This window comes from Paeniglutamicibacter quisquiliarum (assembly GCF_019084045.1).
In the GTDB taxonomy this organism is placed as follows: Bacteria; Actinomycetota; Actinomycetes; order Actinomycetales; family Micrococcaceae; genus Paeniglutamicibacter; species Paeniglutamicibacter quisquiliarum.
The window spans coordinates 127,438-152,823 of record NZ_JAHRED010000005.1; the positions used below are offsets into that span (position 1 = coordinate 127,438).

Below are 25,386 nucleotides of genomic sequence, written 5' to 3' on the forward strand. Positions count from 1 at the left end.
CGGGGGCGGGTCTGTGCAAGCGGTGCGCGGTGTTGGGCCGTGCTCTGGAAAACGCTGCCCCCTGTGGCCCAATTCTAGCCGCAGCCGGGCGACACCGGTGGAATAGAGTCGCGTGCTTGCGTGTTACCCCCTATATGGCCCGCGCACTCCGACGGTGAAACACGGAGGACGGTGCCATAGGCAGGCGAACCAACCATGGCGACAGGCGGAGGACTTATGGGAGTACTGTTGGCGGAATCCCCGGCCCCGAGCGCGGCACGGCTACGCGTAGACTTGGCCGTGATGACCGAACATATACAGGGCACCGACACTGTACCGGTAGCCAATGAGACCGAAGCACAACGGCGCGAGCGCTTCGAACGCGACGCGCTGCAATATGTCGACCAGCTCTACTCCGCGGCGATGCGCATGGCGCGCAATCCCGCCGACGCCGAGGACCTGGTCCAGGAGGCCTACACCAAGGCGTATTCGGCCTTCCACCAGTACAAGCCCGGGACCAACCTGAAGGCCTGGCTGTACCGGATCCTGACCAACACCTACATCAACCTCTACCGCAAGCGGCAACGCGAACCGCTGCGCACCGGGACTGACACCGTCGAGGACTGGCAAATGGCCAAGTCTGCCGAACACACCCCCCAGGGGCTGCGCTCGGCGGAGGTCGAGGCCCTCGACCACCTGCCGGACTCGGACGTGAAGAACGCGTTGCAGTCGATTGCCGAGGAGTTCAGGTTGGCGGTGTACTTCGTGGACGTCGAGGGTTTCCCCTACAAGGACGCCGCGGAGATTCTCGGTGTACCGATCGGCACGGTGATGTCGCGGTTGCACCGGGGACGTAAACAATTGCGAGAATTGCTGGCCGACTACGCGCACGAGCGCGGGATCGGTCCAGCACAAAAGACCCAAGGGGCACCCACGCCCGGAGCGGAGAAGAAATAATGGGTGACTGCCATTCGCTGGGCGACTGCGACGACAATCGCATCGTCCGCCTCTACGAGTACCTTGACGGTGCGCTGTCGCTGAAGGATCTCAATGAGGTCAAGGCACACCTGGAGCATTGTGCCGAGTGCGCCGAGGAGTACGACCTGGAGTGCATCATCCGCTCCGTCGTGCGCCGCAGCTGCCAGGAGATTGCGCCCGACACGTTGAAGTCCAAGATCATCACGCGCATTTCCGAGATCCGCGTGGAATCGGGCCACGCCTAGGCCCGCCGAGCGCGGCCAGCACACGCGAAAAAGGGCCGGACCCCGGTTCGCCGTCTGACGACGGTTTCGGGGTCCGGCCCTTTTGCGGTTAAGCCCGGGCCCGCCGGTCCCGGTGTAGCACCGGGGCCGGCGGGCCAGTGGTTTAGGTGTTGGGGCGCTTGCCGTGGTTGGCGCCGCCGCGCTTGCGATCCTTACGCTTACGGGAACGTTTGCTCATGTGAGGACTCCTTTGTGATCTTGGTCCCAGGTTGGACTCCGTCCAGTCTGCCATACCGGCGGGACCGGACCCAATGCACGGGGCTCCCCGTGGCAAAAATGTCAGCTGGTGCCGGGCTCCGGCAACCCCAGCCAGGTGAACCAGCCGCGGTGCAGCACCAGCCAGGCCATCAGGCCGTAGCCGGCCTGTCCCGGCAGCCCGCCGTTGACCGAAAGGTCGTTGCGCCACTGGGCGTGGTTCTGCAGCGGCGTGAAGGTGTCCACGAAGTGGTGCTTGCGGCGCGTTGCAACGTCCGCGTACACGTGGGAAAGCTCGGCCAGGCGGGCATTGCGTTCGGGATCCAGCCCCGGGGCCGGACCCACGACGAGGGCCTTGATGCTCATTTGCGAGGCCGAGTCCAGGATGTTGGCCAGGTTCAGCCGCGAACGGGCCGTTGACAGCCCCAGGTCAAGGTCCCGGTCCGACAGCGCGATGACCAGGCGGTTGTCGACGTTCTCGCCGAAACGCCGCTGGGCCTCGTCGAACCAGCGGGTGCTCAGGGCCTCGGACCCCTCGCCGGGGGCGGCAAGCGTGTAGCTCTCGATGCGGACATCGGTGTTCGAGGTGCGTGCCAGCACGCGGCCGTACCAACCCAGGGCCCGCGGGTCGCCGTGTCCGGCCAGGAGTTCGTCGCCGATGGCGGTAAGTCGAATAGTGCGGTAATCCACGAATGACCTTTCTCAGGGCGCGTACCAACCAACACTAGCAGTCGGTTAAGCGACCTCGGGGCGGGACACCGTGGGTGTCCCGCCCCGAGGGCTGTTCACGCGGTCCGCACACCGAAGTGGGCGGACCGCGTGTCGCGGTGCCTTAGCGGCCGAAGGCGGCGGTGAGCAGGCGGGCCTGCTCGACCTCGTGGCGCTTGTGCGTGCCGGTGGAGGTTGCTGCCGATGCCTTGCGGGAGACCAGGCGCACGGCCTTGCCCAGCTCGGCGGGCAGGTTCAGACCGACGAACGGCCACGGACCCTGGTTGGCGGGCTCGTCCTGTGCCCAGACGACCTCGGCGTTCGGGTACTTGGCCACCTCTGCGGCAATCGCCTCGGCGGGCAGCGGGTAGAGCTGCTCGACGCGCACGATCGCGGTCTTGGTGTCGTTCGCCTTGGTGCGCGCGGCTGCCAGGTCGTAGTACAGGCGGCCCGAGACCAGCAGCACGCGATCCACGTCGGCCGGGTTCAGGTTCGCGGCATCCGGGATGACTTCCTGGAAGGTGCCGGTGGTGAAGTCCTCCACCGAAGACGCGGCGGCCTTCAGGCGCAGCAGCTGCTTCGGGGTGAAGATGACCAACGGCTTGCGCGGACGGGCGTAGGCCTGGCGGCGCAACAGGTGGAAGTGGTTGGCGCCGGTGGAGGGCTGGGCCACGACCATGTTGTTTTCCGCGCACATCTGCAGGAAACGCTCGATGCGGGCTGAGGAGTGGTCCGGGCCCTGTCCCTCGTAGCCGTGCGGAAGCATCATGACCAGCGAGGAGCGCTGGCCCCACTTCTGCTCGGCGGAGGAGATGAACTCGTCGATGACCGTCTGGGCGCCGTTGACGAAGTCGCCGAACTGGGCCTCCCAGAGCACCAGGGCGTCCGGGCGTTCCACCGAGTAGCCGTATTCGAAGCCCAGGGCCGCGTATTCGCTCAGCAGCGAATCGTAGATCCACAGCTTGGCCTGGTCCTCGGAGAGGTTCAGCAGCGGGTACCAGGTGCCGCCGTTGAGGCGGTCGTGGAAGACCGCGTGGCGCTGCACGAAGGTGCCGCGGCGCGAGTCCTGGCCGGCCAGGCGAACCGGCACGCCTTCCATGGACAACGTGCCGAAGGCGGCGATTTCCGCCATGCCCCAGTCGATCCCGCCCTCGCGGCTCATCTTCTCGCGGCGCTCCAGGAGCACCTTGAGCTTCGGGTGGACGGTGAAGTCCTCCGGGATGGCCAGGTGGGCGGCGCCGATGTGCGCCAGGGTCTCGGCCGTGATGGCCGTGTCCTTGGGTGCGGCGGCGGAGGCCTCGTCCTCGCGCTGGGCCGCGGGCAGCTCCAGGTCGTGGATGGCCGAGGTGCCCGGGGTGATCACCGGGATCGGGCTGGTCTGCGCCGCGTGGGTCTCGGCGAAGACGCGCTCCAGGCGTTCCTGGTAGTCGCGCAGCGCCTGGTCGGCCTCGTCCTGCGTGATGTCGCCGCGGCCGACAAGGGCCTCGGTGTACAACTTGCGGGTCGAGCGCTTGGCCTCGATGAGGTTGTACATCATCGGCTGCGTCATCGACGGGTCGTCGCCCTCGTTGTGGCCACGGCGGCGGTAGCACACCATGTCGATGACGACGTCCTTGTTGAAGCGCTGGCGGTAGGCGAAGGCCAGCTGGGCCACGTGGACCACGGACTCCGGCTCGTCGCCGTTGACGTGGAACACTGGCGCCTGGACCTGCTTGGCGACGTCGGTGGCGTACACCGAGGAGCGCGAGTCGGTCGGGGCGGTGGTGAAGCCGACCTGGTTGTTCACGATCACGTGGATCGTGCCGCCGGTCTTGTAGCCCTCGAGCTGGGACAGCGTGAGGGTCTCGCCGACCACGCCCTGCCCGGCGAATGCTGCGTCGCCGTGCACCAGGATCGGCAGGACGTTGAAGTCCTTGGATCCGGAGCGGTCCTGCTTGGCGCGCACGATGCCCTCGAGGACCGGGTTCACGGCCTCCAGGTGCGAGGGGTTGGCGGCCAGGTAGACCTTGGTCTCGTTGCCCGAGTCCGAGGTGTAGGAACCCTCGGTGCCCAGGTGGTACTTCACGTCGCCCGAGCCTTGCACGGAGCCGGGTGTCGCGGTGCCCTCGAATTCGCGGAAGACCTGGGAGTAGGTCTTGCCGGCGATGTTGGTCAGCACGTTCAGGCGGCCGCGGTGGGCCATGCCGATGGCGACCTCCTCCATGCCGGCGTCGGCGGCGTCGGAGATGATGCCGTCGAGCAGCGGAATCAGGGATTCGCCGCCCTCCAGGGAGAAGCGCTTCTGGCCGACGAACTTGGTCTGCAGGAAGGTCTCGAAGGCCTCCGCGGAGTTCAGCTTGGACAGGATGCGCAGCTGCTCTTCGCGGGTCGGCTTGGTGTACGGGTGCTCCAGCTCGTCCTGGAACCACTTGCGTTCCACTGGATCCTGGATGTGCATGTACTCGATGCCGATGGTGCGGCAGTACGCGTCGCGCAGCACGCCGAGGATGTCGCGCAGCATCAGGCGGTCCTTGCCGCCGAATCCGCCGGTGACCCATTCGCGGTCCAGGTCCCACAGCGTCAGGCCGTAGGTCTGGATGTCGAGGTCTGGGTGGCGGCGCTGGACGTATTCCAGCGGGTTGGTGTCGGCCATCAGGTGGCCGCGCACGCGGTAGGAGTGCACCAGCTGCTGGATGCGGGCGATCTTGTTGATCTGCAGGTCGATGTCGACCTGGTTGTCGACTGCCCAGCGGACCGGCTCGTACGGGATGCGCAGCGCCTCGAAGATCTCGTCGTAGAAGCCCTGCTCGCCCAGCAGCAGGGACTCGACGATCTTGAGGAACTCGCCGGAGCCCGCACCCTGGATGACGCGGTGGTCATAGGTGGAGGTCAGCGTGATGGTCTTGCCCACACCCTGCAGCGCCACGGTCTTTTCGCTCGCACCGCGGAACTCGGCCGGGTACTCGAGGGCGCCGACGCCCACGATGGTGGCCTGGCCCTTGGAGAGGCGCGGAACCGAGTGAACGGTGCCGATGCCGCCGGGGTTGGTCAGCGACACGGTGGTGCCGGCGTAGTCGTCGGCGGTGAGCTTGTTGGCCCGGGCGCGCTTGATCAGGTCCTCGTAGGTGTCCCAGAACTCGTTGAAGCTCAGGGTCTCCGCGGCCTTGATGTTCGGCACGGCCAGCATGCGCGAGCCGTCGGGCTTGGGCATGTCGATGGCGATGCCGAAGTTCACGTGTGCCGGCTGGATGGCCATCGGCTTGCCGTCGACCTCGGCGTAGGTGACGTTCTGCGAGGGGAAGAGCTTCAGGGCGCGGATCACGGCGAAGCCGATGATGTGCGTGAAGGAGATCTTGCCGCCGCGGGCGCGCTTGAGGTGGTTGTTGATGACCACGCGGTTGTCGATCAGGGCCTTGGCCGGCACGGCGCGCACCGTGGTGGCGGTGGGGACCGTCAGGCTCTGCTCCATGTTGGTGGCGATGGCCTTGGCCGGGCCGCGCAGCGGGGTGCGCTTTTCCTCGCCCATGGCACCAGGCGCGGCGGCCTTGGGAACCTGTGCGGGGATCGGCTGCGACTTGGTGGCCGGGGCCGGGTCGGCCGGGACGCGCGGGGCCGCGGCGTTGCCCGCGGCGGAGGATTCAGCGGAGGAGCTGGGCGTGCTGCCGGAGACGTCCACGACGCGGGCCTGGGTGGCGGCGCGCGGTGCGGCGGCGGGGGCTGCAGGTGCCGGGGCCGGGGTGGCCGCGACCGGTGCCTCTGCGGCCGGCGGCGCGGCAGCCTGTTCCGAACTGAGGGACGCGAAGATGTCCCACCACTTCTTGTCTACCGAGTTCTTGTCCTTGAGGAACTGTTGGTACAGCTCATCGACTAGCCATTCGTTCCCGCCGAACTCTTCGGTGAGTCGGTGGTGCGATTGATCTGGCACGGTATTACGCCTCTTCTCCCTGTATTTCCGTTTGTCCAAGCGCCGCCGAGGGGGATGACCACCAAGGGGCATAGTTCTAGACCTGCTTAGTAGTCTAGTGACTATTGGACCCCGGATGGGAACCAATGAGCCGGGTATCACATGCGCGTCGTCACGATCGGCCGCCGGAGCGCCGCGATGACGCCCCCGGCCGGTTTTCCGTCCCTCCGGCGGTCCCCGGGGCGCGGCGGCACCTCGTGCGCGCGGGATTGAAGATCGCATGTGCGCAAGTCGTAGTTCAGATACACTGAAAATGTTATGGACAGCCACTCTCTGTGCCGGCCAGTCGTGAAATCACGCGGTGCCGGCCACACATGTCATTGCCCGACCAATTCCGCTTCGCTATCGGAGCCTTCCAGTTGCGGGTACACACACCGTAGATTTCCGGGCCCCGGCACCGCCGCCTCCCGAAGCCGATCCGCCCGCGGGGCGGTGAAACACTAGATGGAATGGTTGCTGCTGGCCCTGGGCCTGCTGCTGATCCTCGGCACCGGCTTCTTCGTCGCCGTCGAGTTTTCCCTGGTAGCCCTGGACCAGGCCAACGTCCAGGAAGCCGTCGATGCGGGCGACACCAAGGCCATTGCCCTGCTGCAGTGCCTGAAGTCGCTCTCCACCCAGCTTTCCTCCTGCCAATTGGGCATCACGCTGACGACGCTGCTCACCGGCTACGTCATCGAGCCCTCGGTGGGCAAGCTGCTCCAGGAACCGCTGGCCGCACTCGGCCTGGGCGACTCCGCGGTCCCCGTCAGCCTCGTGGTGGCCATGCTGCTGGCCACGCTGCTCTCGATGGTCATCGGCGAGCTGGTCCCGAAAAACCTGGCCATCGCCAAGGCCTTCGAGATCGGGCGCGCCGTGGCCCGCCCGCAGCTGGTCTTCACCGCCATCTTCAAGCCGGCCATCGTGCTGCTCAACGGCTTCTCCAACAAGGTGCTGCACCTGTTCGGCCTCGAGGTCAAGGAGGAGATCTCCGGGGCGCGATCCCCGGCCGAGCTGGTCTCCCTGGTCCGCCGCAGCGCGGAAATGGGCACGCTGGACAAGGACGCGGCGCTCTTCGTTGACCGCACCGTGCGCTTCTCCGAGCGCTCGGCGGCCGACGTGATGACCCCGCGCACCAGGATGCAGACCATCGAGCACGACGCCCACGTCCAGGAGGTCATCGAGCTGGCCAAGCAGACCGGCTACTCGCGCTTCCCGGTCACCGACGGGTCCACCGACGAGATCAAGGGCGTCTGCCACGTCAAGACCGTCATCGCCATCCCGCGCGACAAGCGCGCCGGCAAGGAGGTCGGCGAGAACAAGACCCCGGTGATCTTTGTCCCCGAAACCGTGCACCTGGACACGCTGTTGGTCCAGCTGCGCAGCGCAAACCTGCAGATGGCCATCGTGCTTGACGAATATGGCGGAACCGCCGGAATGGTCACCTTGGAAGACCTGATTGAGGAAATTGTCGGCGAAGTCGCCGACGAGCACGACTCGGCCCTGCCCGAGGTCCGCCAGCTGCCCGACGGCTCCTGGCTGATCCCGGGCATGTACCGCCCCGACCAGCTCAACGAGCTCATCGGCGAGGTGGAGATCCCCGACGACGCCGCCTACGAGACCCTGGGCGGGTTCGTGATGGCCGAACTGGGCCGGATCCCGTTCCTGGGGGACGTGGTCGACACGGATGGCGGGATGTTCACCGTCACGGCGCTGGACAAGCGCCGCGTCGCGGAGCTGCACTTCGTGCCGCGGGAATCGAGCGCATCCAGTGCCTCCTCCGCCGCGAGCCCGGACGAGGCAACGGGGCGTGGGGCATGAGCGATATCGCCGGCCTGCTCTGGCTGATCGTCCTGCTGCTGGGCAACGCGTTCTTCGTGGCGGCGGAATTCGCCGTCATGTCCGCGCGCCGCTCCCAGATCGAGCCGCTGGCCGACGCGGGGTCCAAGAGCGCGATCCGCGCCCTGAAGGCCATGGAATCGGTGTCCATCATGCTGGCTGTCTGCCAGCTGGGCATCACGGTGTGTTCGCTACTGATCCTGAACGTCGCCGAACCCGCCATCCACCACCTCCTGGTGGTGCCGCTGGAACTGCTGGGCGTCTCGGAGCCGCTGTCCGGGTCCATCGCCTTCCTGCTGGCCCTGCTCTTCGTCACCTTCCTGCACGTGACTTTCGGCGAGATGGTCCCGAAGAACATCTCCGTGTCGATGGCCGACAAGGCGGTGCTGCTGCTCGCCGGGCCGCTGCTGTGGCTCTCGGTGATCGTGCACCCGGTCGTGGTCACGCTGAACTGGATTGCGAACCAGTTCCTGCACCTGATGAAGATCGAGCCGAAGAACGAGGTGAACTCCGCGTTCACCGCCGCCGAGGTGCAGTCGATCATCGCCAGCTCCGCGCGCTACGGCACGTTGGAGGCCGACGACGCGCTGCGGTTGCGCCGGGCGCTGGAGTTCTCGGACCTCACCGCCGCGGGGACCATGGTCGCGCGCGACCGCGTGGTGACCCTGCAGCGCGGCACCACGGTGCAGGAGTTCGAGCGCACCGTGGGGCGGACCGGCTTCTCCCGCATCGTCATCGCCGAGGCCGGCGAATTCGAGGGCTACTGGCACATGAAGGACGTCATGGCGCTGCCCGACAGCCAGTACCACCGGCCGGTCTCGGGCATCGAGCTGCGTCCCATGGGCGTGGTGGCCCGCGATGCGGAGATCGAGGACGCGATGGAGCAGATGCGGGCCGACGGCAAGCACCTGGCCCGGGTCGTCGACGAATCCGGCGCCACGCTGGGGATCCTGTTCCTCGAGGACGTGCTGGAACAGCTGGTCGGGGAAATCGACGACCAGAACCAGAAGCGCGGCATCCGCAGGGAGAACCGCAGCGCCCAATAATGCGAATGACTCGCAATGGAGATAGGCTGGTGTCCTGCATGTCCCCGAAAGGCCCCGCACACTCCGCATGAACAACCCACTTCGCGCCCCCGGCGCCGCCGCCCCGATCTCGCTGCTCTCCGCCCGCTCCGGCACGGAGCCGGAAGCCGCGGGACGGCGGCAGGCGCCGGCCGCCGGCGCGGACGCGGTCCGGGCCCGTGGCGGTGCGGCGTTGAACGTGCAGACCCCCGGCCCGCGAGGAAAGCGGGTCCGCTCCCTGGCCCGGGGCCCCGCGGCCGCGACAGCGGGCACCGCGGTGCCCGGTCCGACCGAAACCCTGCCCGCCGGGCAGGACCACATCTCCTGGATGGACTCCCACGTGCGACAACTCGAGGTGGCCCTTGGCCACTGACACCAGCCCCGCGGCCCCGGCCGCCGAACCCGTGGTCAGCATGCGCAACGCCTCGCTGCGCTTTGGCGACCGCCTGCTCTGGGACGGCCTGGACCTGGACATCGCCCCGGGCGAGTTCCTGGCCGTGCTCGGGCCCAACGGCTCGGGCAAGACCACCATGCTGCGCACCCTGATGGGCCTGCAGGAACTCTCCGGCGGAACCGTGAAGATCGCCGGGAGGCCGGCGACCCGCGGCTCGCGGCAGGTCGGCACGATCCCGCAGCAGCGTTCCTTCGACGACAACACCCCGTTGCGCGCCCGCGACCTGGTCGCCCTGGGCATCGACGGGCACAAGTGGGGCATTCGCCTCAAGCGCAAGGCCATGCGCCGGCGCGTGGACGAGCTGCTGGAACTTGTCGGCGCCACCTCCTACGCCGAGCGGCCCGTCGGGGTGCTCTCCGGCGGGGAGCAGCAGCGCCTGCGCGCGGCCCAGGCGCTGGCCGACGACCCGCGCCTGCTGCTCTGCGACGAGCCGCTGCTCTCACTTGACCTGCACCACCAGCAGGCCATCTCCGGGCTGATCCACCGGCAGGCCTGCGACCACGGGGCCGCGGTGGTCTTCGTGACCCACGAGATCAACCCGATCCTGCAATACGTCGACCGCGTGCTCTACCTGGCCGGCGGGCGCTTCCACATCGGGACCCCCGGGGAGGTCATGCGCTCCGAGGTGCTCTCCGAGCTCTACGGCGCACCCATCGAGGTCTTCGAGTCCAACGGCCGGATCGTGGTGGTGGGCATGCCCGAGACCGTGACCCACGCCAACCCGCAGCAACGCGCGCACCCGCTTCAAGGAGCCTAGGAACCATGGACCTATCCGAGATCTGGAGCACCGTCTTCAGCTTCGAAGACTACGCCGAGATCCTTCCGCTGGTCTCCAACTCGCTGATCGCCGGCGCACTGCTGGGCCTGGTGGGCGGGATGATCGGCATCTTCGTGATGCTGCGCGACATGGCCTTCGCGGTGCACGGCATCGCCGAGCTCTCCTTCGCCGGCGCCGCGTTTGCCCTGCTGATCGGCACCAACGTCGTGGTCGGCTCGCTGGTCGGGTCGGTGCTGGCCTCGCTGCTGCTGGGGATCATGGGCGCCGCGGCCAAGGACAGGAACTCGATCATCGGGGTGCTGATGCCCTTCGGGCTGGGCCTGGGGATCCTCTTCCTGGCCCTCTACCAGGGCCGCAGCGCGAACAAGTTCGGCCTGCTCACCGGGCAGATCGTCGCGGTGGACACCGTGCAGCTGGGCGTGCTGGCCGTGTGCTCGGTGATCGTCATGGTGGCGCTGGTGGCCATGTGGCGCCCACTGACATTCATTTCCGTTGACCCGGCCGTTGCCGCTGCCCGCGGGATTCCCGCCGCCCGGCTCTCGGTCGCCTTCATGGTGGTCCTGGGCCTGGCCGTGGCCCTGTCGATCCAGGTGGTCGGCGCGCTGCTGGTCCTGGCCCTGCTGATCACCCCGGCCGCGGCCGCCATCCGGGTGACCTCCAACCCGGTGCTGACCGTGAGCCTCTCGGTGGCCTTCGCGATGACCTCGGTGGTGGGCGGCATCCTGCTGGCCCTGGCCGGGTCGCTGCCGATCAGCCCCTATGTCACCACGATCTCCTTCCTCATCTACCTGGTGTGCCGGCTCATCGCCTGGCGCCGGGACCGCGTGCGGCACTCGGAGAAGATGGCGGCAGTCGCCGCATAGGCGCCGCCGACCCACCGCGGAAAACGCCGAAGGCGTGTGCACCTCCGAAATTCGGGGGCAGTGCACACGCCTTCGCGGTGTTTGGGGGCCGGTCTCCGGCGGGGCTCAGGCCCCGGCGCCGGCCGCCTTGGCCGCGGAGCAGGCGGGGCACAACCCGTAGATCTCCACGGTGTGCGTGGGTTCGGTGAATCCGTTTTCCTCGGCCACCCGGGCGGCCCACTTCTCCACCGCGGGGGCCTCGACCTCCACGGCCTTGCCGCAGTTGCTGCACACCAGGTGGTGGTGGTGGTGCTCGATGACGCACTGGCGGTACATCGCCTCGCCCTCGCTGTTGCGCAGCACATCGACCAGGCCGTCCTCGGCCATCGACAGCAGCAGCCGGTACACCGTGGCCAGGGAGACCTTGTCGCCCCCGTCCACGAGCCAGCGGTGGAGTTCCTGCGCCGTCACGAAGTCATCGACCTTCTCCAGCGCCGCATTCACTGCCAGTCGCTGCTTGGTCACGCGCTGTTCGGGACTGCGCCGCTCGGCCGCGGGATTCGTCATTTGTTGAAGCACTCCTTGTAGATCCGCACATTGTCCGTGGGTGCGTGCCGCGGCCACCGATTCCGGCGCCGCGCCGGGGCAACCGGTGTGGACACCTCGAGTTTACCAGCGGGTGCCCCGACCGCCCGGCTCCGTGAAGCGGGCGCGCGGGCACTGGTGCACCGGGTGCCCGCGTGCCTAGGCTGGTGCCCATGGAGATCATCAAGTTCAACCACGCCTGCATCAGGGTGCAGGAGTCGAACCGGGCCCTGGCCATCGACCCGGGCGACAACTCGCCCCTCGGCGAAGCGCTCGAGGGCATCGAGGCCATCCTGGTCACCCACGAACACGCAGACCACCTTGACCTCGGGCCGGTGCTGCGCGCGCTGGCCGGGAACCCGGCGCTCACCCTGCACGCCCCGGGCGCCCTGGCCGCCACGGTGCGTGCCGCCGCGGCGGCGGCCGGGGTGCCGGATGCGGAGGGGCGCATCCACGGGGTCGGCCCGGGCGCCACCTTCCGGGCCGCGGGGATGGAGATCTCCACCCACGGGGGAATGCACGCGGTGATTCACCACGCCCTGCCCGTGGTGCAGAACCTCGGGTACTTCATCGCCGGCAGGCTCTACCACCCCGGGGACAGTTACCAGGTGCCCGAGGGCATCGCCGTCGAAACGCTGCTGGTCCCCGCCCACGCCCCCTGGGCGAAGATCGGGGAGACCATCGAGTTCATGTCCATCATCGGAGCGGCGCAAAACTTCCCGATCCACGACGGGCTGCTCAACGAGCGCGGGCTGGCCCTGGTGGACGGGCACCTGGGACGGGTGGCCGCCGAACGCGGGCTGGACTACCGGCGCATCCCCAATGGACGGGCCGTGTCCCTGGGATCCTGAGCGCCGCGGCCCCGGGACGCTAGTCCCAGCTGCCGGTGGCCAGCAGCCGCTCGATCCGGCCGGTGTAGGGCGCCGGGTCCAGTCCGGCCGCCGCGAGCCAGCCGTCGTCGTAGTAGGAGGTGGCGTAGCGTTCCCCGTTGTCGCACAACAGCGAGACGACCGACCCCTTCTCGCCTGCGGCCAGCATGTTCGCCACGACCTGCCAGGCCAGCCAGAGGTTGGTGCCGGTCGAGGGCCCGGCGCACAGGTGCGCGAAGTCCTGCAGGTGGCGCATCGCGGCCACCGAGGCGGCATCGGGCACCGTGGCGAGGAAATCGATGACGCCGGGCACGAAGCTGGGTTCCGGCCGCGCCCGGCCGATGCCCTCGATGCGGCTGGGGGTGCCCGTGGCGGCGAGCGGGTCGCCGCCGGCGGTGGCCGCCTGCCAGGCCGGCAGGAACGCCGAGCCCTCGGGGTCCGCCACCGCCAGGCGCGTGGCATGGCGGTGGTAGCGGGCGTAGCGCCCGATGGTCGCCGAGGTCCCGCCGGTTCCCGCGCCCACCACGATCCAGGACGGCACCGGGTGCTCCTCCATGGCCAGCTGGCCGAAGATCGACTCGGCGATGTTGTTGTTCCCGCGCCAGTCCGTGGCGCGCTCGGCGTAGGTGAACTGGTCCATGTAGTGCCCCTGGGTGGCCGCGGCCAGCCGCTCGGACTCCGCATACACTGCCGAGGGGTCCTGCACCAGGTGGCAGGTCCCGCCCGTGGCCTCGATGAGCGCGATCTTCTCCGGGGAGGTGCCCGCGGCCATCACCGCGATGAACGGCAGGCCCAGCAGCTTGGCGTAGTACGCCTCGGAGACCGCGGTGGACCCGGAGGATGCCTCCACGATCGTGGTGCCCTCGGTGATCCACCCGTTGACCAGTCCGTAGAGGAACAGCGAGCGGGCCAGCCGGTGCTTGAGGCTGCCGGTGCGGTGCGTCGACTCGTCCTTCAGGTACAGGTCGATGCCCCACTCGCGGGGCAGGTCCAGCCGGTGCAGGTGCGTGTCGGCCGAGCGCATCGACTCGGCCTCGATGGTGCGGACCGCCGCATCGACCCACGCACGGGTTCCGGAGGGACGGGGCAGCGAAATCAGGGGCGAAGTATCCACCGTTCCACCCTACCCAAGCAACGGCCGGGGAACGGGCGGCGCCATGCCCGCCGCTCCGGCCCGAGGGATACTGGTCGAGCGGAACAACACCGGCGATCGCCGAAGAAGAAATCCGGGCGTAGGCCCTGTCCGGGATACCGACGCCACCCCCAAGAGCGGGGGCGGCGTCGGGCGCTTCTTCACCGGCGCCTCACGCCGGCCGCTAGGCACGAACCGAATCCAAACAAATGAGCATGGGATCCCTGGAAGAGATTCCGTCATGGGCCACCCATCGAAACCAACAGTTCACAGCCCGTCTCAAAGGCGCCTCATAGGCCGATCGACTTAAGTGATAACAGGCCGCCCTTCCCGGGCCGTGAATTAACGGCCGTTGGATTGCGGACACGGCCGTGGCCGTATCGCTAAGGGTGCCCGTCATACATGGAGAGGGGACACTGGCCGTGCCCGACGTGTGGGGCTGGAACGCCACCACGGGGACGTGGCAAGTTCAATTTGACCGCGTGGGGCGCCGACCAATACAGAGGCGCCGCTAGCGTCCCCGCACACACGACAGCAGATGCACGGGCCCTTGGATTCCCGCTCACATTTGCCGCAGACCCATACAAGAAACGGTCCATCTCAAGGTAAGCCAGACGCCCTCCCTGAACCCAGAGGAGGGTGTCGGGCTTAGCTTAACAAGACCGCGGCCGCCGCACACCAAGGTGAGGTTTCAGCGGTTGCGGAGTCCGCGGCAGTTACAGGTAAGGGGCCAGCCAGTCCTGCACCACGGGGATGTCCACTCGCTGATACCCACCGAGGTAACGGCAGTTCGAAGTGTACGTATAACTGGTCACTGCCACGAGATAGCCATTGAGAAAGACCGGACCACCGGAGTCTCCGAAGCAGGTCCCGCCGCCGCCGCGGCTATCGTTGGGGGTGCCCTGGAGTTGAAGGATCTGCGGCGTGAGCTTCTGTCCCGGAGATGTGGTGTAGCGGCGGATCAACGGGTAGGACATTGGCTGCGGCTTCTGCGGACCGGTCTCCGGCTTGCGCACCTCGGTGCCGTAGCCGACGACCTCGAAGATCGTCCGGTTCAAGACGGGCTGCCCAAACTGGTCCAGGTAATCCACCGGAGCGAGCATCGCCGGGGCGATGTTGGTGACCGGATCATCGAGCACGATGATTCCCACGTCGTTCCAGTTAGCCAAATCCGTAAAATCCGAATAGTCGGGATGCGCTATTGGTGTTCCCCACAGATAACCGGCCGCTTCGAGCTCTTCCGGGGTGTAGCCAATGCCCGGATCCGCTGCAACGGGTAACGGACTCGGGGGTTCCTCCGCGATCACTGATTCGAAGGTCACCAGCGTCACGCCGGCGGTTCCCTCGGTGCAGTGCGCCGCTGTGATCAGCACGGTCGGTGAAATCAGCGTCGCCGAGCACCGATACCGCAGGCCGTCCGCCAGGTCGTAGAAAACGATGAGACCGACGTTGGGGTGGCGGTTGCCGTCCGGCTGGCCGCCCGTGACCGCCGGTGCCGGCAACGCACCACCAATGACCAGTGTGAGGGTTGCCGCTACGACAAGCGCCAATCTTCTGAGGAGACGTTTCATCATCTTGCTCTTTCCATTGAGTAACTGGACAAGCTCATTGACGGACTGGCCTTAAGAACAGCACAGATCATCGAGTTTGGCGAGACTCTAACGGTTCGATCCAATGGGGAATCCACGAAGCGCGCGTCCTTGTAGCCAAATCCGTTGATTCGTCCGGCAATCGGTTTGTCCGGCTCGGAATTTCGAAGCGTTCCAGAAGGGGGTCCTTGGCCAGCGGTACATGCGCCGAGGACTTCGGAAATTTCCAAAACAGCTGCCATTGGCACAGTCGCTGCGCGGCGCCACGGACATAGACATTAAGTTGACTCGCCGCGAGGTCAGGCTCAGCACTGGCGAGTCGGATTTGAGCGTGGTGCGTACCAGGCAAGGGAATGGGCGTCGCCGCGGCAATTGGCAAGCTGCGCGGAAAGCAGGCCAAAGACTCCAACGCAGGATGCACACCTGGAATCCATTCACCGGGAGGGAAGGCACACTACTGTTGAAATTGCCGAACTCTTCGGCACAGGCCGGTTCGGCGTGTAGTGGGACAACAACCATGCGCGCCAAAGGGATGGCCGGTTGCGGCGTCGTTCGGCGTGCCGGAACCGTGCCGAGGAGCCGGGAGCCTCAAGGCCGTCGCCTTCGGGCAAGGACGACAGATACAAGGAGCGTGCACACGTGGGTGGACATCGGACATTGATCTCCGCGGGGGAACTGGCACGGTTGCTGGAAGCGGACAGCGACACAGTGCTGCTGGACGTGCGCTGGGCCTTGGGCGATGATCGGGGCGCGGAGCAACACGCGGCCGGGCATCTGCCCGGAGCCGTCTTCGTTGACCTGGAGACCGAGCTCTCCGGCCCTCCGGACCCCGCCGAAGGCCGCCACCCGCTGCCCGCACCGCAGGACTTTGCCGCAGCGGCGCGTCGCTGGGGCATCAACGCGCACTCCACCGTGGTGCTTTACGACGCCACCGGGGCGCTGGCCGCGTCCCGCGGCTGGTGGCTGCTGCGCCACGCCGGGCTCACCGACGTCAGGGTGCTGGACGGGGGTCTGGATGCCTGGATCGCCGGAGGGCACCGGCTGGAGTCCGGAGATCGCATCCCGGAGCCCGGGGACGCAAACCCGGGCTGGGGCCACATGCCGGTCATCGACATCGAGGCTGCCGCCTCGTTCCCCGACCATGGGATCCTGCTCGATTCCCGCGCCGCAGAGCGCTACAGCGGGCAGAGCGAGCCGATTGACCCGCGCGCCGGGCACATCCCCGGGGCACGCAACCGCCCGACGACGGAGAACCTCACAGCTGACAAACGATTCCTGGATCCCGCCGAACTGGCCCGCGCCTATGTGCAGTTGGGTGTAGGCACCGGACCCGGGGCGCCGGAGGTGGCGGCGTACTGCGGCTCGGGGGTCACCGCGGCCCACCAGGTGCTCGCGCTGGAAACCATCGGTGTGCACGCTGCGCTATTTCCCGGCTCTTGGTCCCAATGGAGCGCGGATCCCACCCGCCCCGGAGCGACAGGGTCCACCCCGTGAGCCGCTGGCCCGGTGCCGGCGGGCGCGGTAGGTTCGGATCATGATCGGACGTCCCAAGCCCCCGCCCCGTGATGCCGCCGCGCGGATCCGCGAGCATGCCGGCGCAGCAAGGTCCCCGGCGCCGGGCACCGCGCCGACGGTGGCCGCACTGGGCATCGCCGAACCCGGCGGGCTGCTGGTGCCGTTGCGGCTCCCGCACCGGGCCCCGGGTCCGGGTGAGGTGGCCATCGAGGTGAGGTACTGCTCCGTGTGCGCCTGCGACGTGCGCGCCGGCCGCGCGCAAGGGTCCACGGGCCTTCCCCTGGTGCCGGGCCACGGCATCGTCGGCGTCGTCGCCGAAACCGGGCCCGGGGTCCGAGAACTGGAACCGGGAACCCTGGTGGGCGTGGGCGCGGTGGTCGATGGCTGCAGCACCTGCGCCGCATGCCGCGGGGGCGCCGGAAGGGACTGCGTCCGGGCGGTGCCGACCTATGGGGCGCGTAACCCGCGCACCGGGGAGCACACCCGCGGCGGCTACGCCAAGCGCATCCTCGTGCACCGGGACTTCGTGCTGCACATCGCCCCCGAGCTTGAACCCGCGCGGGCCGCGGCCCTGTTCTGCCCCCGGACCCGGGCGCACGCCGTGCTGGGCCCCCACCCTGCGGGGGAGGGCACCGCGCCATTGGTAGGCTCGGAGGCGGAAACCCGCCAGCTGCCCGCATCCGGCGCGGAGGAGCTGCCGGCCGCCGACATCGAGCTGGTGGGCGCCGACGAGCTCAATGAGACGTGGGAGCGGATTGCCGCCGGCCCGGGACACCGCATGTTTGTACTGGACCTCGCCACATGGGGCGGGAACGACTAGGGAGGGTGCATGAGCACGCTGTTTACCAAGATCATCGAGGGGGAAATCCCCGGCCGCTTCGTCTGGAAGGACGAACACGCCGTGGCATTTTTGACCATCGGCCCGATCACCCACGGGCACACCCTGGTGGTGCCGCGCGAGGAAGTCGACCACTGGGTCGATGCCCCGGCCGGGCTGATGAACCACCTGCTCGAGGTGGCCGGGCACATCGGACGTGCCCAGGTGCGGGCTTTCGGCTCCGAGCGGGCAGGGCTCATGATTGCCGGGTTCGAGGTCCCGCACCTGCACGTGCACGTGTGGCCCACCAACTCGCTGGCCGACTTCGACCTGGCCCGGGCAGAGAGCAACCCGGACCCGGCAACGATGGACGCGAACGCGCAGAAGCTGCGTGAAGCACTGCGGGCCGACGGCCACGGGGAGCTGATCCCCGACGCCTAGACCCGGGGCCCGGACCCGGGGCCCGGACCCGACGCATGGACCGCGCCCCGGGCCCGGGAACGCCGGTTGCCCGGCCCGAACGCAGAACTGCCCGGGACGATCGCGAGATCGTCCCGGGCAGTCGTGCGTTGCCGGCGGGCCCGTGCCCCGGGAGCACCTACTTCGCCGCGGCCAGCCCCTCGCGCATCGCGGTGCGGATCCGCTTGGCGGAGACCGAGTAGGCGGTGCCCAGCTCCTGGGCGAAGAGCGAGACCCGGTACTCCTCCAGCATCCACTTCACCGCCGCCAGCGGGGCCGGGGTGCGCACCCCCGCCACCAGCTGCCCCAGGGCCGCGTCGTACTCGTCCTCCAGTCCCTGGATGTCCAGGGTCGCGGCGTTGTCGCGCGCAAGGTGCCCGGTGCCGAGCTTTTCCAGCCGCTTTTCGATGGCGGCGATGTAGCGCGGCAGCTGGGCCAGCTGCGCGTAGCCGGTGTTGGCCACGAAGCCCGGGTACACCAGCTGCTCGAGCTGGGACTTCACGTCGTTCAGCGCGTTGACCAGGGCCAGCGAGGAGGCGGACTTCAGCTCCTTGTTGATCCGCCGGGTGCCGGAGAGCACCTTCTCCACGATGGCGGTGACCGCGAAGACGGTGTCGATCAGCTCGGCGCGGACCCGCTCGTAGAGCGCATCGAAGCCGGCCTTGTCAAAGGGCAGCGTCTCGGGGACCAGCCGGTCCACCGCCGCCATGGTGCAGTCCTGGATCAGCGAGGCGACCGACCCGTGCGGGTTTTGCGTGAACACCAGCTTTTCCTGGTTGTTCAGGTGGTCAAGGACGTACCGGGCGGGGGACGGGACCTTGAGCAGCAGCAGCCGGATGACGCCGGTGCGGTGCGCGGCCAGCTGCTCGACGGGGTTGCGGAAGACCGTCAGGCGCACCGAGGCCTTCTCGTCCAGCAGCGCCGGGTAGGCGGTGACCTGCTGCCCGGCGACCTGCGTGACGACCTTGGGGGTGATGGAGCCGTTGATGCCCACCCCGGTGTCCCAGTCGGTCAGCCCGGTGCGTTCCCACACCGTGGTCGCCACCACCGGCACTCCGCCGGGACGCGATGCGGCGGCAGCGGGGGACTTGGGCCCCTGGCCCTTGGCACCCCGCCCCTTTTTCCCGTCGGAGGCCCCGGAGGTGCCGGCGGCCGGGCCTGTGGGCAGCGCCGCCCCGGGCTTGACGCCGAGCGAACGGGCCAGGGCCGAGCGGTTGGCCGCGGCAAGCGTCTGCTGCAGCACGGGCAGGTCCTGGGACTCGTCCAGGATCTTGGCATCTGAGTCCACGACGGTGAAGGTGAAGCGCAGGTGGGGCGGCAGGGCCTCCCAGTTCCAGGAACCCGGGGGGATCACCACGCCCTTGAGCCGGCGCAGCACCAGCTCCAGGGAAGCGGCAAGGTCGTCGGTCTCCGGGGTGAAGTCGGCCTCCAGCGCGGCCACGGCGGTGCGGGCGACGTCGGGGGCAGGGACGAAGTTCTTGCGGATCGCCTTGGGCAGCGACTTGATCAGCGCGGTGACCAGCTCCACGCGCAGCCCGGGGATGAGCCAGCGGAAGCGCACGGGGTCAAGCTGGTTCAGGAAGAGCACCGGCACGCGCACCGAGACGCCGTCGGATTCCCCGGCACGCGCGGCCGGGTTGTATTCGTAGACCAAATCCAGGTCAAGGGTGCCGTGGCGCCAGGTGCGCGGGAAGGCAGCCTCGTCCAGTTCGGTGGCATCGGCCTGGAGCATGTCCTCCGGGTTGAAGTCCAGCAGCGTCGGGTTCTCGTGCTGCGCGGCCTTCCACCAGCGGTCGAAGTGCCGCTCGGAGAGAACCTCGGGGCCCAGCTTCGAATCGTAGAACTCGAACAGGTCCTCGTCGCTCACGCGCAGGTCGCGCCGGCGCATGCGGGTCTCGAGTTCCTCGATGTCCTCGAGCACCCGGCGGTTACGGGCGAAGAACTTGTGGTGGGTCTTCCAGTCGCCCTCCACCAGCGCGTTGCGGATGAACAGCTCGCGGCAGAGTTCCGGGTCCACCTTCGAGTACTGGATGCGGCGGCGCGGCACGATCGGCAGGCCGAAGAGCGTGACCTTCTCGTACCCCATGACCGCGCCGGAGTTCCGCGACCAGTGCGGTTCGGAGTAGCTGCGCTTGAGCAGGTCCCCGGCGACCTCCTCGACCCACTTGGGATCCAGCCGGGCCACGGTGCGTGCCCAGAGCCGGGAAGTCTCCACCAGCTCGGCGGCCATGACCCACTCGGTGGACTTCCGCGACAGGGCGGAGCCGGGGAAGACGGAGAAGCGGGTTCCGCGCGCGCCGACGTACTCGCGCTTGCGCTCGTCCCAGGAGCCCACGTGCCCCAGCAGCCCGGTGAGCAGCGAAATGTGGATGGCGTCCTCGTTCGCGGCCGGGTCCACCGGCTCGGGGGAGATCGCGATGCCCAGCGGCCTGGCCAGTTGGCGCAGCTGGGTGAACAGGTCCTGCCACTCGCGAACGCGCAGGTAGTTGATGAATTCGTTCTTGCACAGCCGGCGGAACGCGGAGGAGGATAGTTCCTTCTGCTTTTCCTGCAGGTAGCGCCAGAGGTTCAGCAGCGAGGAGAAGTCCGACTTCGCGTCCATGAAGCGCTTGTGCATCTCGGCGGCGCGCTCGCGCTTGCCGGTTTCCTCGCTGGGCCGCTCGCGCGGGTCCTGGATGGACAGCGCGGCGGCGAGCACCATGACCTCCTTGGCGCAGCCGCGGGAGCCGGCCTCGACGATCATCCGGCCCAGCCGCACGTCCACCGGCAGCTGCGCCAGCGACTTGCCGACCGGGGTGATGGTGGCCTCGGCGCCGGTGTTCAGGGCGCCGAGCTCGCGCAGCAGCGCCACGCCGTCGTTGACCGACTTGGCATCCGGCGGCTGGACGAAGGGGAAGTCCGCGACGTCGCGCGCGGTGCGCACCACGCCCATCGAGCTCATCTGCAGGATCACCGCGGCAAGGTTGGTGCGCAGGATCTCCGGGTCGGTGAACGCGGGGCGCGACTCGAAGTCGTCCTGCGAATAGAGGCGGATGGCGATGCCGTCGGACACGCGCCCGCAGCGGCCCGAGCGCTGGTTGGCGCTGGCCTGCGAAACCCGTTCGATGGGCAGGCGCTGGACCTTGGTGCGGTGCGAGTAGCGCGAGATGCGCGCGGTGCCGGTGTCGATGACGTACTTGATGCCCGGGACCGTCAGCGAGGTCTCGGCGACGTTGGTGGCCAGCACGATGCGGCGGTTCTTCCCGGGGTTGAAGACCTGGTGCTGCTCGGCCAGCGACAGCCGGGCGAACAGGGGCAGGATCTCGGTCCCGGCCAGTCGCCGGTTGGTCTTCACCCGGGCGCGCAGCACCTCGGCCGCGTCGCGGATCTCGCGCTCGCCGGGGAAGAAGATCAGGATGTCCCCGGGCGGCTCGGCGGCCAGCTCGTCCACGGCCTCGGCGATGGCATCGAGCGGGTCGCGGTCCTCCGCCTGGGCGTCGGGGTCCAGCTCGTCCTCGTCCATGCCGTCGGCCGGGTTCAGCGGCCGGTAGCGCAGCTCGACGGGGAAGGTGCGGCCGGAGACCTCGATGATGGGCGCCGGCACCGGTTCCCCGCCCTCGGGCCCGGGCGCGGCGAAGTGCTCGGCAAAGCGCTGCGGGTCGATGGTCGCCGAGGTGATGACGATCTTCAGGTCCGGGCGCTTGGGCAGGATCCGGCGCAGGTAGCCGAGCAGGAAGTCGATGTTGAGGCTGCGTTCGTGGGCCTCGTCGATGATGATCGCGTTGTATTTCTTCAGCAGCTTGTCGCGCTGGATCTCCGCCAGCAGGATGCCGTCGGTCATCACCTTGACCTTGGTGGCGCGGGAGACCTCGCCGGTGAAGCGCACATGGAAGCCGACGTCCTCGCCGATCTTCGTGCCCAACTCCTCGGCGATGCGCTCGGCCACGGTGCGCGCTGCCAGGCGGCGGGGCTGGGTGTGCCCGATCATCCCGCGTTCGCCCATGCCCAGTTCCAGCAGCATCTTGGGCAGCTGGGTGGTCTTGCCGGACCCGGTTTCACCGGCGACGATGACCACCTGGTTGTCCTTGATGGCGGACATGATGTCATCGCGTCGCGCGGAAACGGGAAGGGCTTCGGGATAGGAAATCGTCAGGGCCATGATGACCCAAGTCTATGCCAGCGGCGCCGGGAGCCGGTGCCCGCCCGGCCTCCGGGGCGGACCGATGGCCGGGGGTCGCGGATCCCGCCAAGGGCCGCCGCTTTCCCGGTCCGTGACCTGTCAAAACGCGGTTTTGTCCACGGTACCGTCTGGTTCTCGCCACGAAGGGATACCAATTGTCCGTTTATCGATCGCAATTGACGAAAGATGCGTGGCAAGATGATCAAAGAACCACTTTTTGTCTTGCAATTCAGGGCAGATGGAAGAAATGTGAGTAGCTTCACATGTAGTATCGAAGCAATTCATGAGGAGAACATCCTGCCGATCGGCAGGGGATGTACAAATCCTGAAATTGCCCGGAATTGGCCATCACCGAACACCAGGCATGACACTCGCACGTCATGAAAGGAACACAATGAAAATCTTCAAGTCCGTCCAGATCGCAGCCTCGGTCGCAGCCACCGCCCTGGTGCTCACCGCCTGCGGCGGGTCCAGCACCCCGGAGGCCACCGGTTCCGCGGCCCCCGCCGGCCCGGTGACGATCGGCATCGCCCAGTACGTGTCCCACCCGTCGCTTGACGCCGTGGTCACCGGATTCAAGAAGGGCATGGCGGAGGCCGGCTACACGGGCGACGACAAGGTCAAGTACGACTTTGCCAACGCGCAGGCCGACCAGGCCACCAACACCTCCATCGTCGGCAAGTTTGCGTCCGACAACGACATGGACCTGGTCCTGGCCGTCGCCACCCCGACCGCGCAGGCGGCCGCCCAGTCGATCACCAACATCCCTGTCGTGTTCTCCGCGGTCACCGATCCGCTGGAAGCCAAGCTGGTCTCCAGCCTCGAGGCGCCGGGCGCCAACGTCACCGGCACCTCTGACAAGAACCCGGTGAAGGAGCAGCTGGAGCTGCTGAAGAAGATCAAGCCGGAAGCCAAGTCCGTCGGCATCGTCTACTCCTCGGGCGAGGTCAACTCCGGCGTCCAGGTCCAGTGGGCCAAGGATGCCGCGGCCGAGCTGGGGCTGACCATCGAGGAGAAGGCCATCTCGGCATCCTCCGAGGTCCAGCAGGCCGCATCGGGCCTGGACGTCGACGCGTTCTACGTCCCGACCGACAACGCCGTGGTTTCCGCCCTCGAGGGCCTGCTGCAGACCGCCCAGGAACGGAAGATCCCGGTGATCGCGGCGGACGGCGAGTCCGTCAAGCGCGGCGCCACCGCCACCTACGGCCTGAACTACGAGAAGCTCGGCGAGCAGACCGCGGCCATGGCCGTGAAGCTCCTCAAGGGCGAGGCCGAAGCGGCAACGATGCCGGTTGAGACCATCACCCAGGTCGAGCTGTACCTCAACACCGCCGCGGCGGAAAAGATCGGCCTGACCTTCCCGGAGGACATGCTCTCCGAAGCGGCCCAGACCTACAAGTAGGCCCGACCGCAATAGCGATCCATCCGGTGGCCGGTCGGCTTGATCCCGACCGGCCACCACCATTTACCCAACTCCCAAAACGCTAGGATCCACCATGATCACCGCGGTTGAACTAGGCCTGATCTACGCGATCATGGCACTCGGGGTCTACCTGACCTTCCGCATTCTCGACTTTCCCGACCTGACCGTCGACGGAAGCTTCACCACCGGCGCGGCCGTCGCGTCAATCTCGATCATCAATGGCGTCAACCCGTTCCTGGCAACGGCGTTCGCCTTCTTCATCGGAGCGGCCGCCGGTGTCATCACCGGGCTGCTGCACACCAAGGGCAAGATCGACGGCCTGCTGGCCGGTATCCTGACCATGATCGCCCTGTATTCCATCAACCTGCGGATCATGGGCAAGGCGAACCTCCCGCTGCTGGGCGAAACCACGGTGCTCACCTTCCTGCGCGAGAACCGGCTGCTGGGCACCTGGGTCTCCGTCGGCCTGATGTTCCTCGGCTGCCTGGTGGCGGTGGCGGTCATCGTGTGGTTCCTGCGCACCGACGTCGGCCTGGCCATGCGCGCCACCGGCGACAACGAGGAAATGATCCGCTCCCTCGGGGTGAACACCGACAACCAGAAGATCCTCGGACTCGCGCTCTCCAACGGCCTGGTCGGCATTTCCGGCGCAGTCATCGCCCAGTTCCAGGGCTTTGCCGACATCGGCATGGGCATCGGCGTCATCCTGATCGGCCTCGCGTCGGTCATCGTGGGCCAGGCCATCTTCGGCCAGAAGTTCATCTGGATTGCCGCCCTGGCCGTCGTCTTCGGTTCGGTCGCCTACCGTCTGGTCATCCAGCTGTCGCTGCAGGCCGGACTGGAAGTCAACGACATGAAGCTGATCTCCGCCGTGCTGGTCGTCATCGCACTGCTGCTGCCGCAGTGGAAGGGACTCGGGAAGTTCGCCAACCGCATCAGCATCCGCAGCAAGTCGATCACCACCGAGGACAAGAAGGAAGTGGGCGTCGATGCTTGAGATCACCAGCCTGAACAAGACGTTCTTCCCCGGGACCGTCAACGAGCGCAAGGCCCTGCGCAACATCAACCTGACGCTCACCGACGGCGAGTTCGTCACCGTCATCGGCTCCAACGGTGCCGGCAAGTCCACGGTGCTGAACATGGTCGGCGGCAAGCTGCGTCCCGACACCGGGACCGTGCGCGTCGCGGGCAAGGACGTGACCCGGCTTGCCGACCACTCCCGCGCCAGGTACATCGGCCGGGTCTTCCAGGACCCGATGGCCGGCACCGCGCCGAACATGACCATCGAGGAGAACATGGCCCTGGCCCTGGGCCGCGGGACCTTCCGCGGCCTGGGCTTTGGCGTCACCAAGCGCAAGCGCGAGCAGTTCGTCGAGGAACTGCGCTCGCTGGAACTTGGCCTGGAAAACCGGCTCAAGGCGAAGGTCGGGCTGCTATCCGGCGGCCAGCGCCAGGCGCTGAGCCTGCTCATGGCCACGTTCTCCGGACCGAAGATCCTGCTGCTCGACGAGCACACCGCCGCCCTTGACCCGCAGCGCGCCGCGCTGGTGGCTCGCCTGACCGAGGAAATCGTCGTGCGCCACCAGCTGACCACGTTGATGGTCACGCACAACATGGAACAGGCCCTGCGCCTGGGCACGCGGTTGATCATGATGCACGACGGCCAGGTCATCCTGGACCTGGACTCGGAACAGAAGGCGCAGATGACCGTTCCGGGCCTGCTGCACGAGTTCGAGAAGATCAAGGGCGCGCAGCTCGATGACCGGACCATGCTGCAGTAATCCGGCCCACGCCCCGG

General features: G+C 67.8%; 21 protein-coding genes. 14 read left to right on the forward strand and 7 right to left on the reverse strand.

Features of this window, described 5'->3' with window-relative positions:
* The first annotated feature begins 282 nt into the window (after positions 1 to 282).
* Positions 283 to 936 (forward strand): sigma-70 family RNA polymerase sigma factor, encoded by a 654-nt coding sequence (locus KRR55_RS10855; protein ID WP_217389104.1) that lies wholly within the window; start codon positions 283 to 285, stop codon positions 934 to 936.
* Positions 936 to 1,202 (forward strand): mycothiol system anti-sigma-R factor, encoded by a 267-nt coding sequence (gene rsrA / locus KRR55_RS10860; protein WP_217389105.1) that lies wholly within the window; start codon positions 936 to 938, stop codon positions 1,200 to 1,202. Before KRR55_RS10855 ends, rsrA begins: the two co-directional genes overlap by 1 nt.
* A gap of 142 nt (positions 1,203 to 1,344) precedes the next feature.
* Here the strand turns inward: rsrA and KRR55_RS20745 are convergent, their stop codons facing one another.
* From KRR55_RS20745 to KRR55_RS10870, 3 genes are all read right to left on the reverse strand, one after another.
* Positions 1,345 to 1,419, reverse strand: a complete 75-nt coding sequence (locus KRR55_RS20745) for a 50S ribosomal protein bL37 (RefSeq protein WP_372342882.1) — start codon at positions 1,417 to 1,419, stop codon at positions 1,345 to 1,347.
* Between the two features lie 101 nt (positions 1,420 to 1,520).
* Positions 1,521 to 2,126 carry a GDSL-type esterase/lipase family protein gene (locus KRR55_RS10865; protein WP_217389106.1) on the reverse strand — a complete coding sequence of 202 codons (606 nt, stop codon included), beginning with the start codon at positions 2,124 to 2,126 and terminating at the stop codon, positions 1,521 to 1,523.
* Positions 2,127 to 2,268: 142 nt separating this feature from the next.
* On the reverse strand, positions 2,269 to 6,048 hold the full coding sequence (locus KRR55_RS10870) for a multifunctional oxoglutarate decarboxylase/oxoglutarate dehydrogenase thiamine pyrophosphate-binding subunit/dihydrolipoyllysine-residue succinyltransferase subunit (RefSeq protein ID WP_217389107.1): 3,780 nt from the start codon (positions 6,046 to 6,048) through the stop codon (positions 2,269 to 2,271).
* Positions 6,049 to 6,531: 483 nt separating this feature from the next.
* On the opposite strand from KRR55_RS10870, the gene KRR55_RS10875 reads away from it, so the two are divergent.
* The 5 genes from KRR55_RS10875 (at position 6,532) to KRR55_RS10895 (ending at position 11,061) form a co-directional block, all read left to right on the forward strand.
* Positions 6,532 to 7,884, forward strand: a complete 1,353-nt coding sequence (locus KRR55_RS10875) for a hemolysin family protein (RefSeq protein ID WP_217389108.1) — start codon at positions 6,532 to 6,534, stop codon at positions 7,882 to 7,884.
* On the forward strand, positions 7,881 to 8,948 hold the full coding sequence (locus KRR55_RS10880) for a hemolysin family protein (protein ID WP_217389109.1): 1,068 nt from the start codon (positions 7,881 to 7,883) through the stop codon (positions 8,946 to 8,948). The genes KRR55_RS10875 and KRR55_RS10880 overlap by 4 nt, the downstream gene beginning before the upstream one ends.
* 67 nt (positions 8,949 to 9,015) lie before the next feature.
* On the forward strand, positions 9,016 to 9,339 hold the full coding sequence (locus KRR55_RS10885) for a TroA family protein (protein WP_217389110.1): 324 nt from the start codon (positions 9,016 to 9,018) through the stop codon (positions 9,337 to 9,339).
* A gap of 40 nt (positions 9,340 to 9,379) precedes the next feature.
* Complete coding sequence (locus tag KRR55_RS10890; RefSeq protein WP_217389264.1) at positions 9,380 to 10,177, forward strand: metal ABC transporter ATP-binding protein; 798 nt, start codon at positions 9,380 to 9,382, stop codon at positions 10,175 to 10,177.
* A 5-nt stretch (positions 10,178 to 10,182) separates the two neighbouring features.
* Positions 10,183 to 11,061 (forward strand): metal ABC transporter permease, encoded by an 879-nt coding sequence (locus tag KRR55_RS10895; protein WP_217389111.1) that lies wholly within the window; start codon positions 10,183 to 10,185, stop codon positions 11,059 to 11,061.
* A 105-nt stretch (positions 11,062 to 11,166) separates the two neighbouring features.
* Here the strand turns inward: KRR55_RS10895 and KRR55_RS10900 are convergent, their stop codons facing one another.
* On the reverse strand, positions 11,167 to 11,607 hold the full coding sequence (locus tag KRR55_RS10900; RefSeq protein WP_217389112.1) for a Fur family transcriptional regulator: 441 nt from the start codon (positions 11,605 to 11,607) through the stop codon (positions 11,167 to 11,169).
* Between the two features lie 191 nt (positions 11,608 to 11,798).
* Between KRR55_RS10900 and KRR55_RS10905 the strand changes: the two genes are divergently transcribed.
* Positions 11,799 to 12,476 (forward strand): MBL fold metallo-hydrolase, encoded by a 678-nt coding sequence (locus tag KRR55_RS10905; protein ID WP_217389113.1) that lies wholly within the window; start codon positions 11,799 to 11,801, stop codon positions 12,474 to 12,476.
* Between the two features lie 19 nt (positions 12,477 to 12,495).
* Here the strand turns inward: KRR55_RS10905 and KRR55_RS10910 are convergent, their stop codons facing one another.
* Both KRR55_RS10910 and KRR55_RS10915 read right to left on the reverse strand, forming a co-directional pair.
* Positions 12,496 to 13,518: a PLP-dependent cysteine synthase family protein gene (locus KRR55_RS10910; RefSeq protein ID WP_217389265.1), complete on the reverse strand. Its 1,023-nt coding sequence runs from the start codon at positions 13,516 to 13,518 to the stop codon at positions 12,496 to 12,498.
* 824 nt (positions 13,519 to 14,342) lie between these two features.
* Positions 14,343 to 15,200 carry a S1 family peptidase gene (locus KRR55_RS10915; protein ID WP_217389114.1) on the reverse strand — a complete coding sequence of 286 codons (858 nt, stop codon included), beginning with the start codon at positions 15,198 to 15,200 and terminating at the stop codon, positions 14,343 to 14,345.
* A gap of 654 nt (positions 15,201 to 15,854) precedes the next feature.
* On the opposite strand from KRR55_RS10915, the gene KRR55_RS10920 reads away from it, so the two are divergent.
* From KRR55_RS10920 to KRR55_RS10930, 3 genes are read left to right on the forward strand one after another with little or no spacing between them, the layout of a single operon-like run.
* A complete protein-coding gene (locus tag KRR55_RS10920) occupies positions 15,855 to 16,709 on the forward strand; it encodes a sulfurtransferase (protein WP_217389115.1) in 855 nt (284 codons plus the stop codon).
* Positions 16,710 to 16,749: 40 nt separating this feature from the next.
* Positions 16,750 to 17,550, forward strand: coding sequence for an alcohol dehydrogenase catalytic domain-containing protein (locus KRR55_RS10925; RefSeq protein WP_254456092.1), 801 nt, complete (start codon positions 16,750 to 16,752; stop codon positions 17,548 to 17,550).
* Between the two features lie 9 nt (positions 17,551 to 17,559).
* Positions 17,560 to 17,988: an HIT family protein gene (locus KRR55_RS10930; protein WP_217389116.1), complete on the forward strand. Its 429-nt coding sequence runs from the start codon at positions 17,560 to 17,562 to the stop codon at positions 17,986 to 17,988.
* Positions 17,989 to 18,145: 157 nt separating this feature from the next.
* Here KRR55_RS10930 and hrpA read toward each other — a convergent pair whose 3' ends face one another.
* Entirely contained in the window at positions 18,146 to 22,144 is a 3,999-nt protein-coding gene (gene hrpA, locus KRR55_RS10935; RefSeq protein WP_217389117.1) for an ATP-dependent RNA helicase HrpA, read from the reverse strand.
* A gap of 415 nt (positions 22,145 to 22,559) precedes the next feature.
* Between hrpA and KRR55_RS10940 the strand changes: the two genes are divergently transcribed.
* The 3 genes from KRR55_RS10940 to KRR55_RS10950 all read left to right on the forward strand — a co-directional run bounded on the left by KRR55_RS10940 (position 22,560) and on the right by KRR55_RS10950 (position 25,369).
* Entirely contained in the window at positions 22,560 to 23,567 is a 1,008-nt protein-coding gene (locus tag KRR55_RS10940; RefSeq protein WP_217389118.1) for an ABC transporter substrate-binding protein, read from the forward strand.
* Between the two features lie 94 nt (positions 23,568 to 23,661).
* Positions 23,662 to 24,585: an ABC transporter permease gene (locus tag KRR55_RS10945; protein ID WP_217389119.1), complete on the forward strand. Its 924-nt coding sequence runs from the start codon at positions 23,662 to 23,664 to the stop codon at positions 24,583 to 24,585.
* A complete protein-coding gene (locus KRR55_RS10950) occupies positions 24,578 to 25,369 on the forward strand; it encodes an ABC transporter ATP-binding protein (RefSeq protein ID WP_217389120.1) in 792 nt (263 codons plus the stop codon). Before KRR55_RS10945 ends, KRR55_RS10950 begins: the two co-directional genes overlap by 8 nt.
* Positions 25,370 to 25,386 lie beyond the last annotated feature (17 nt).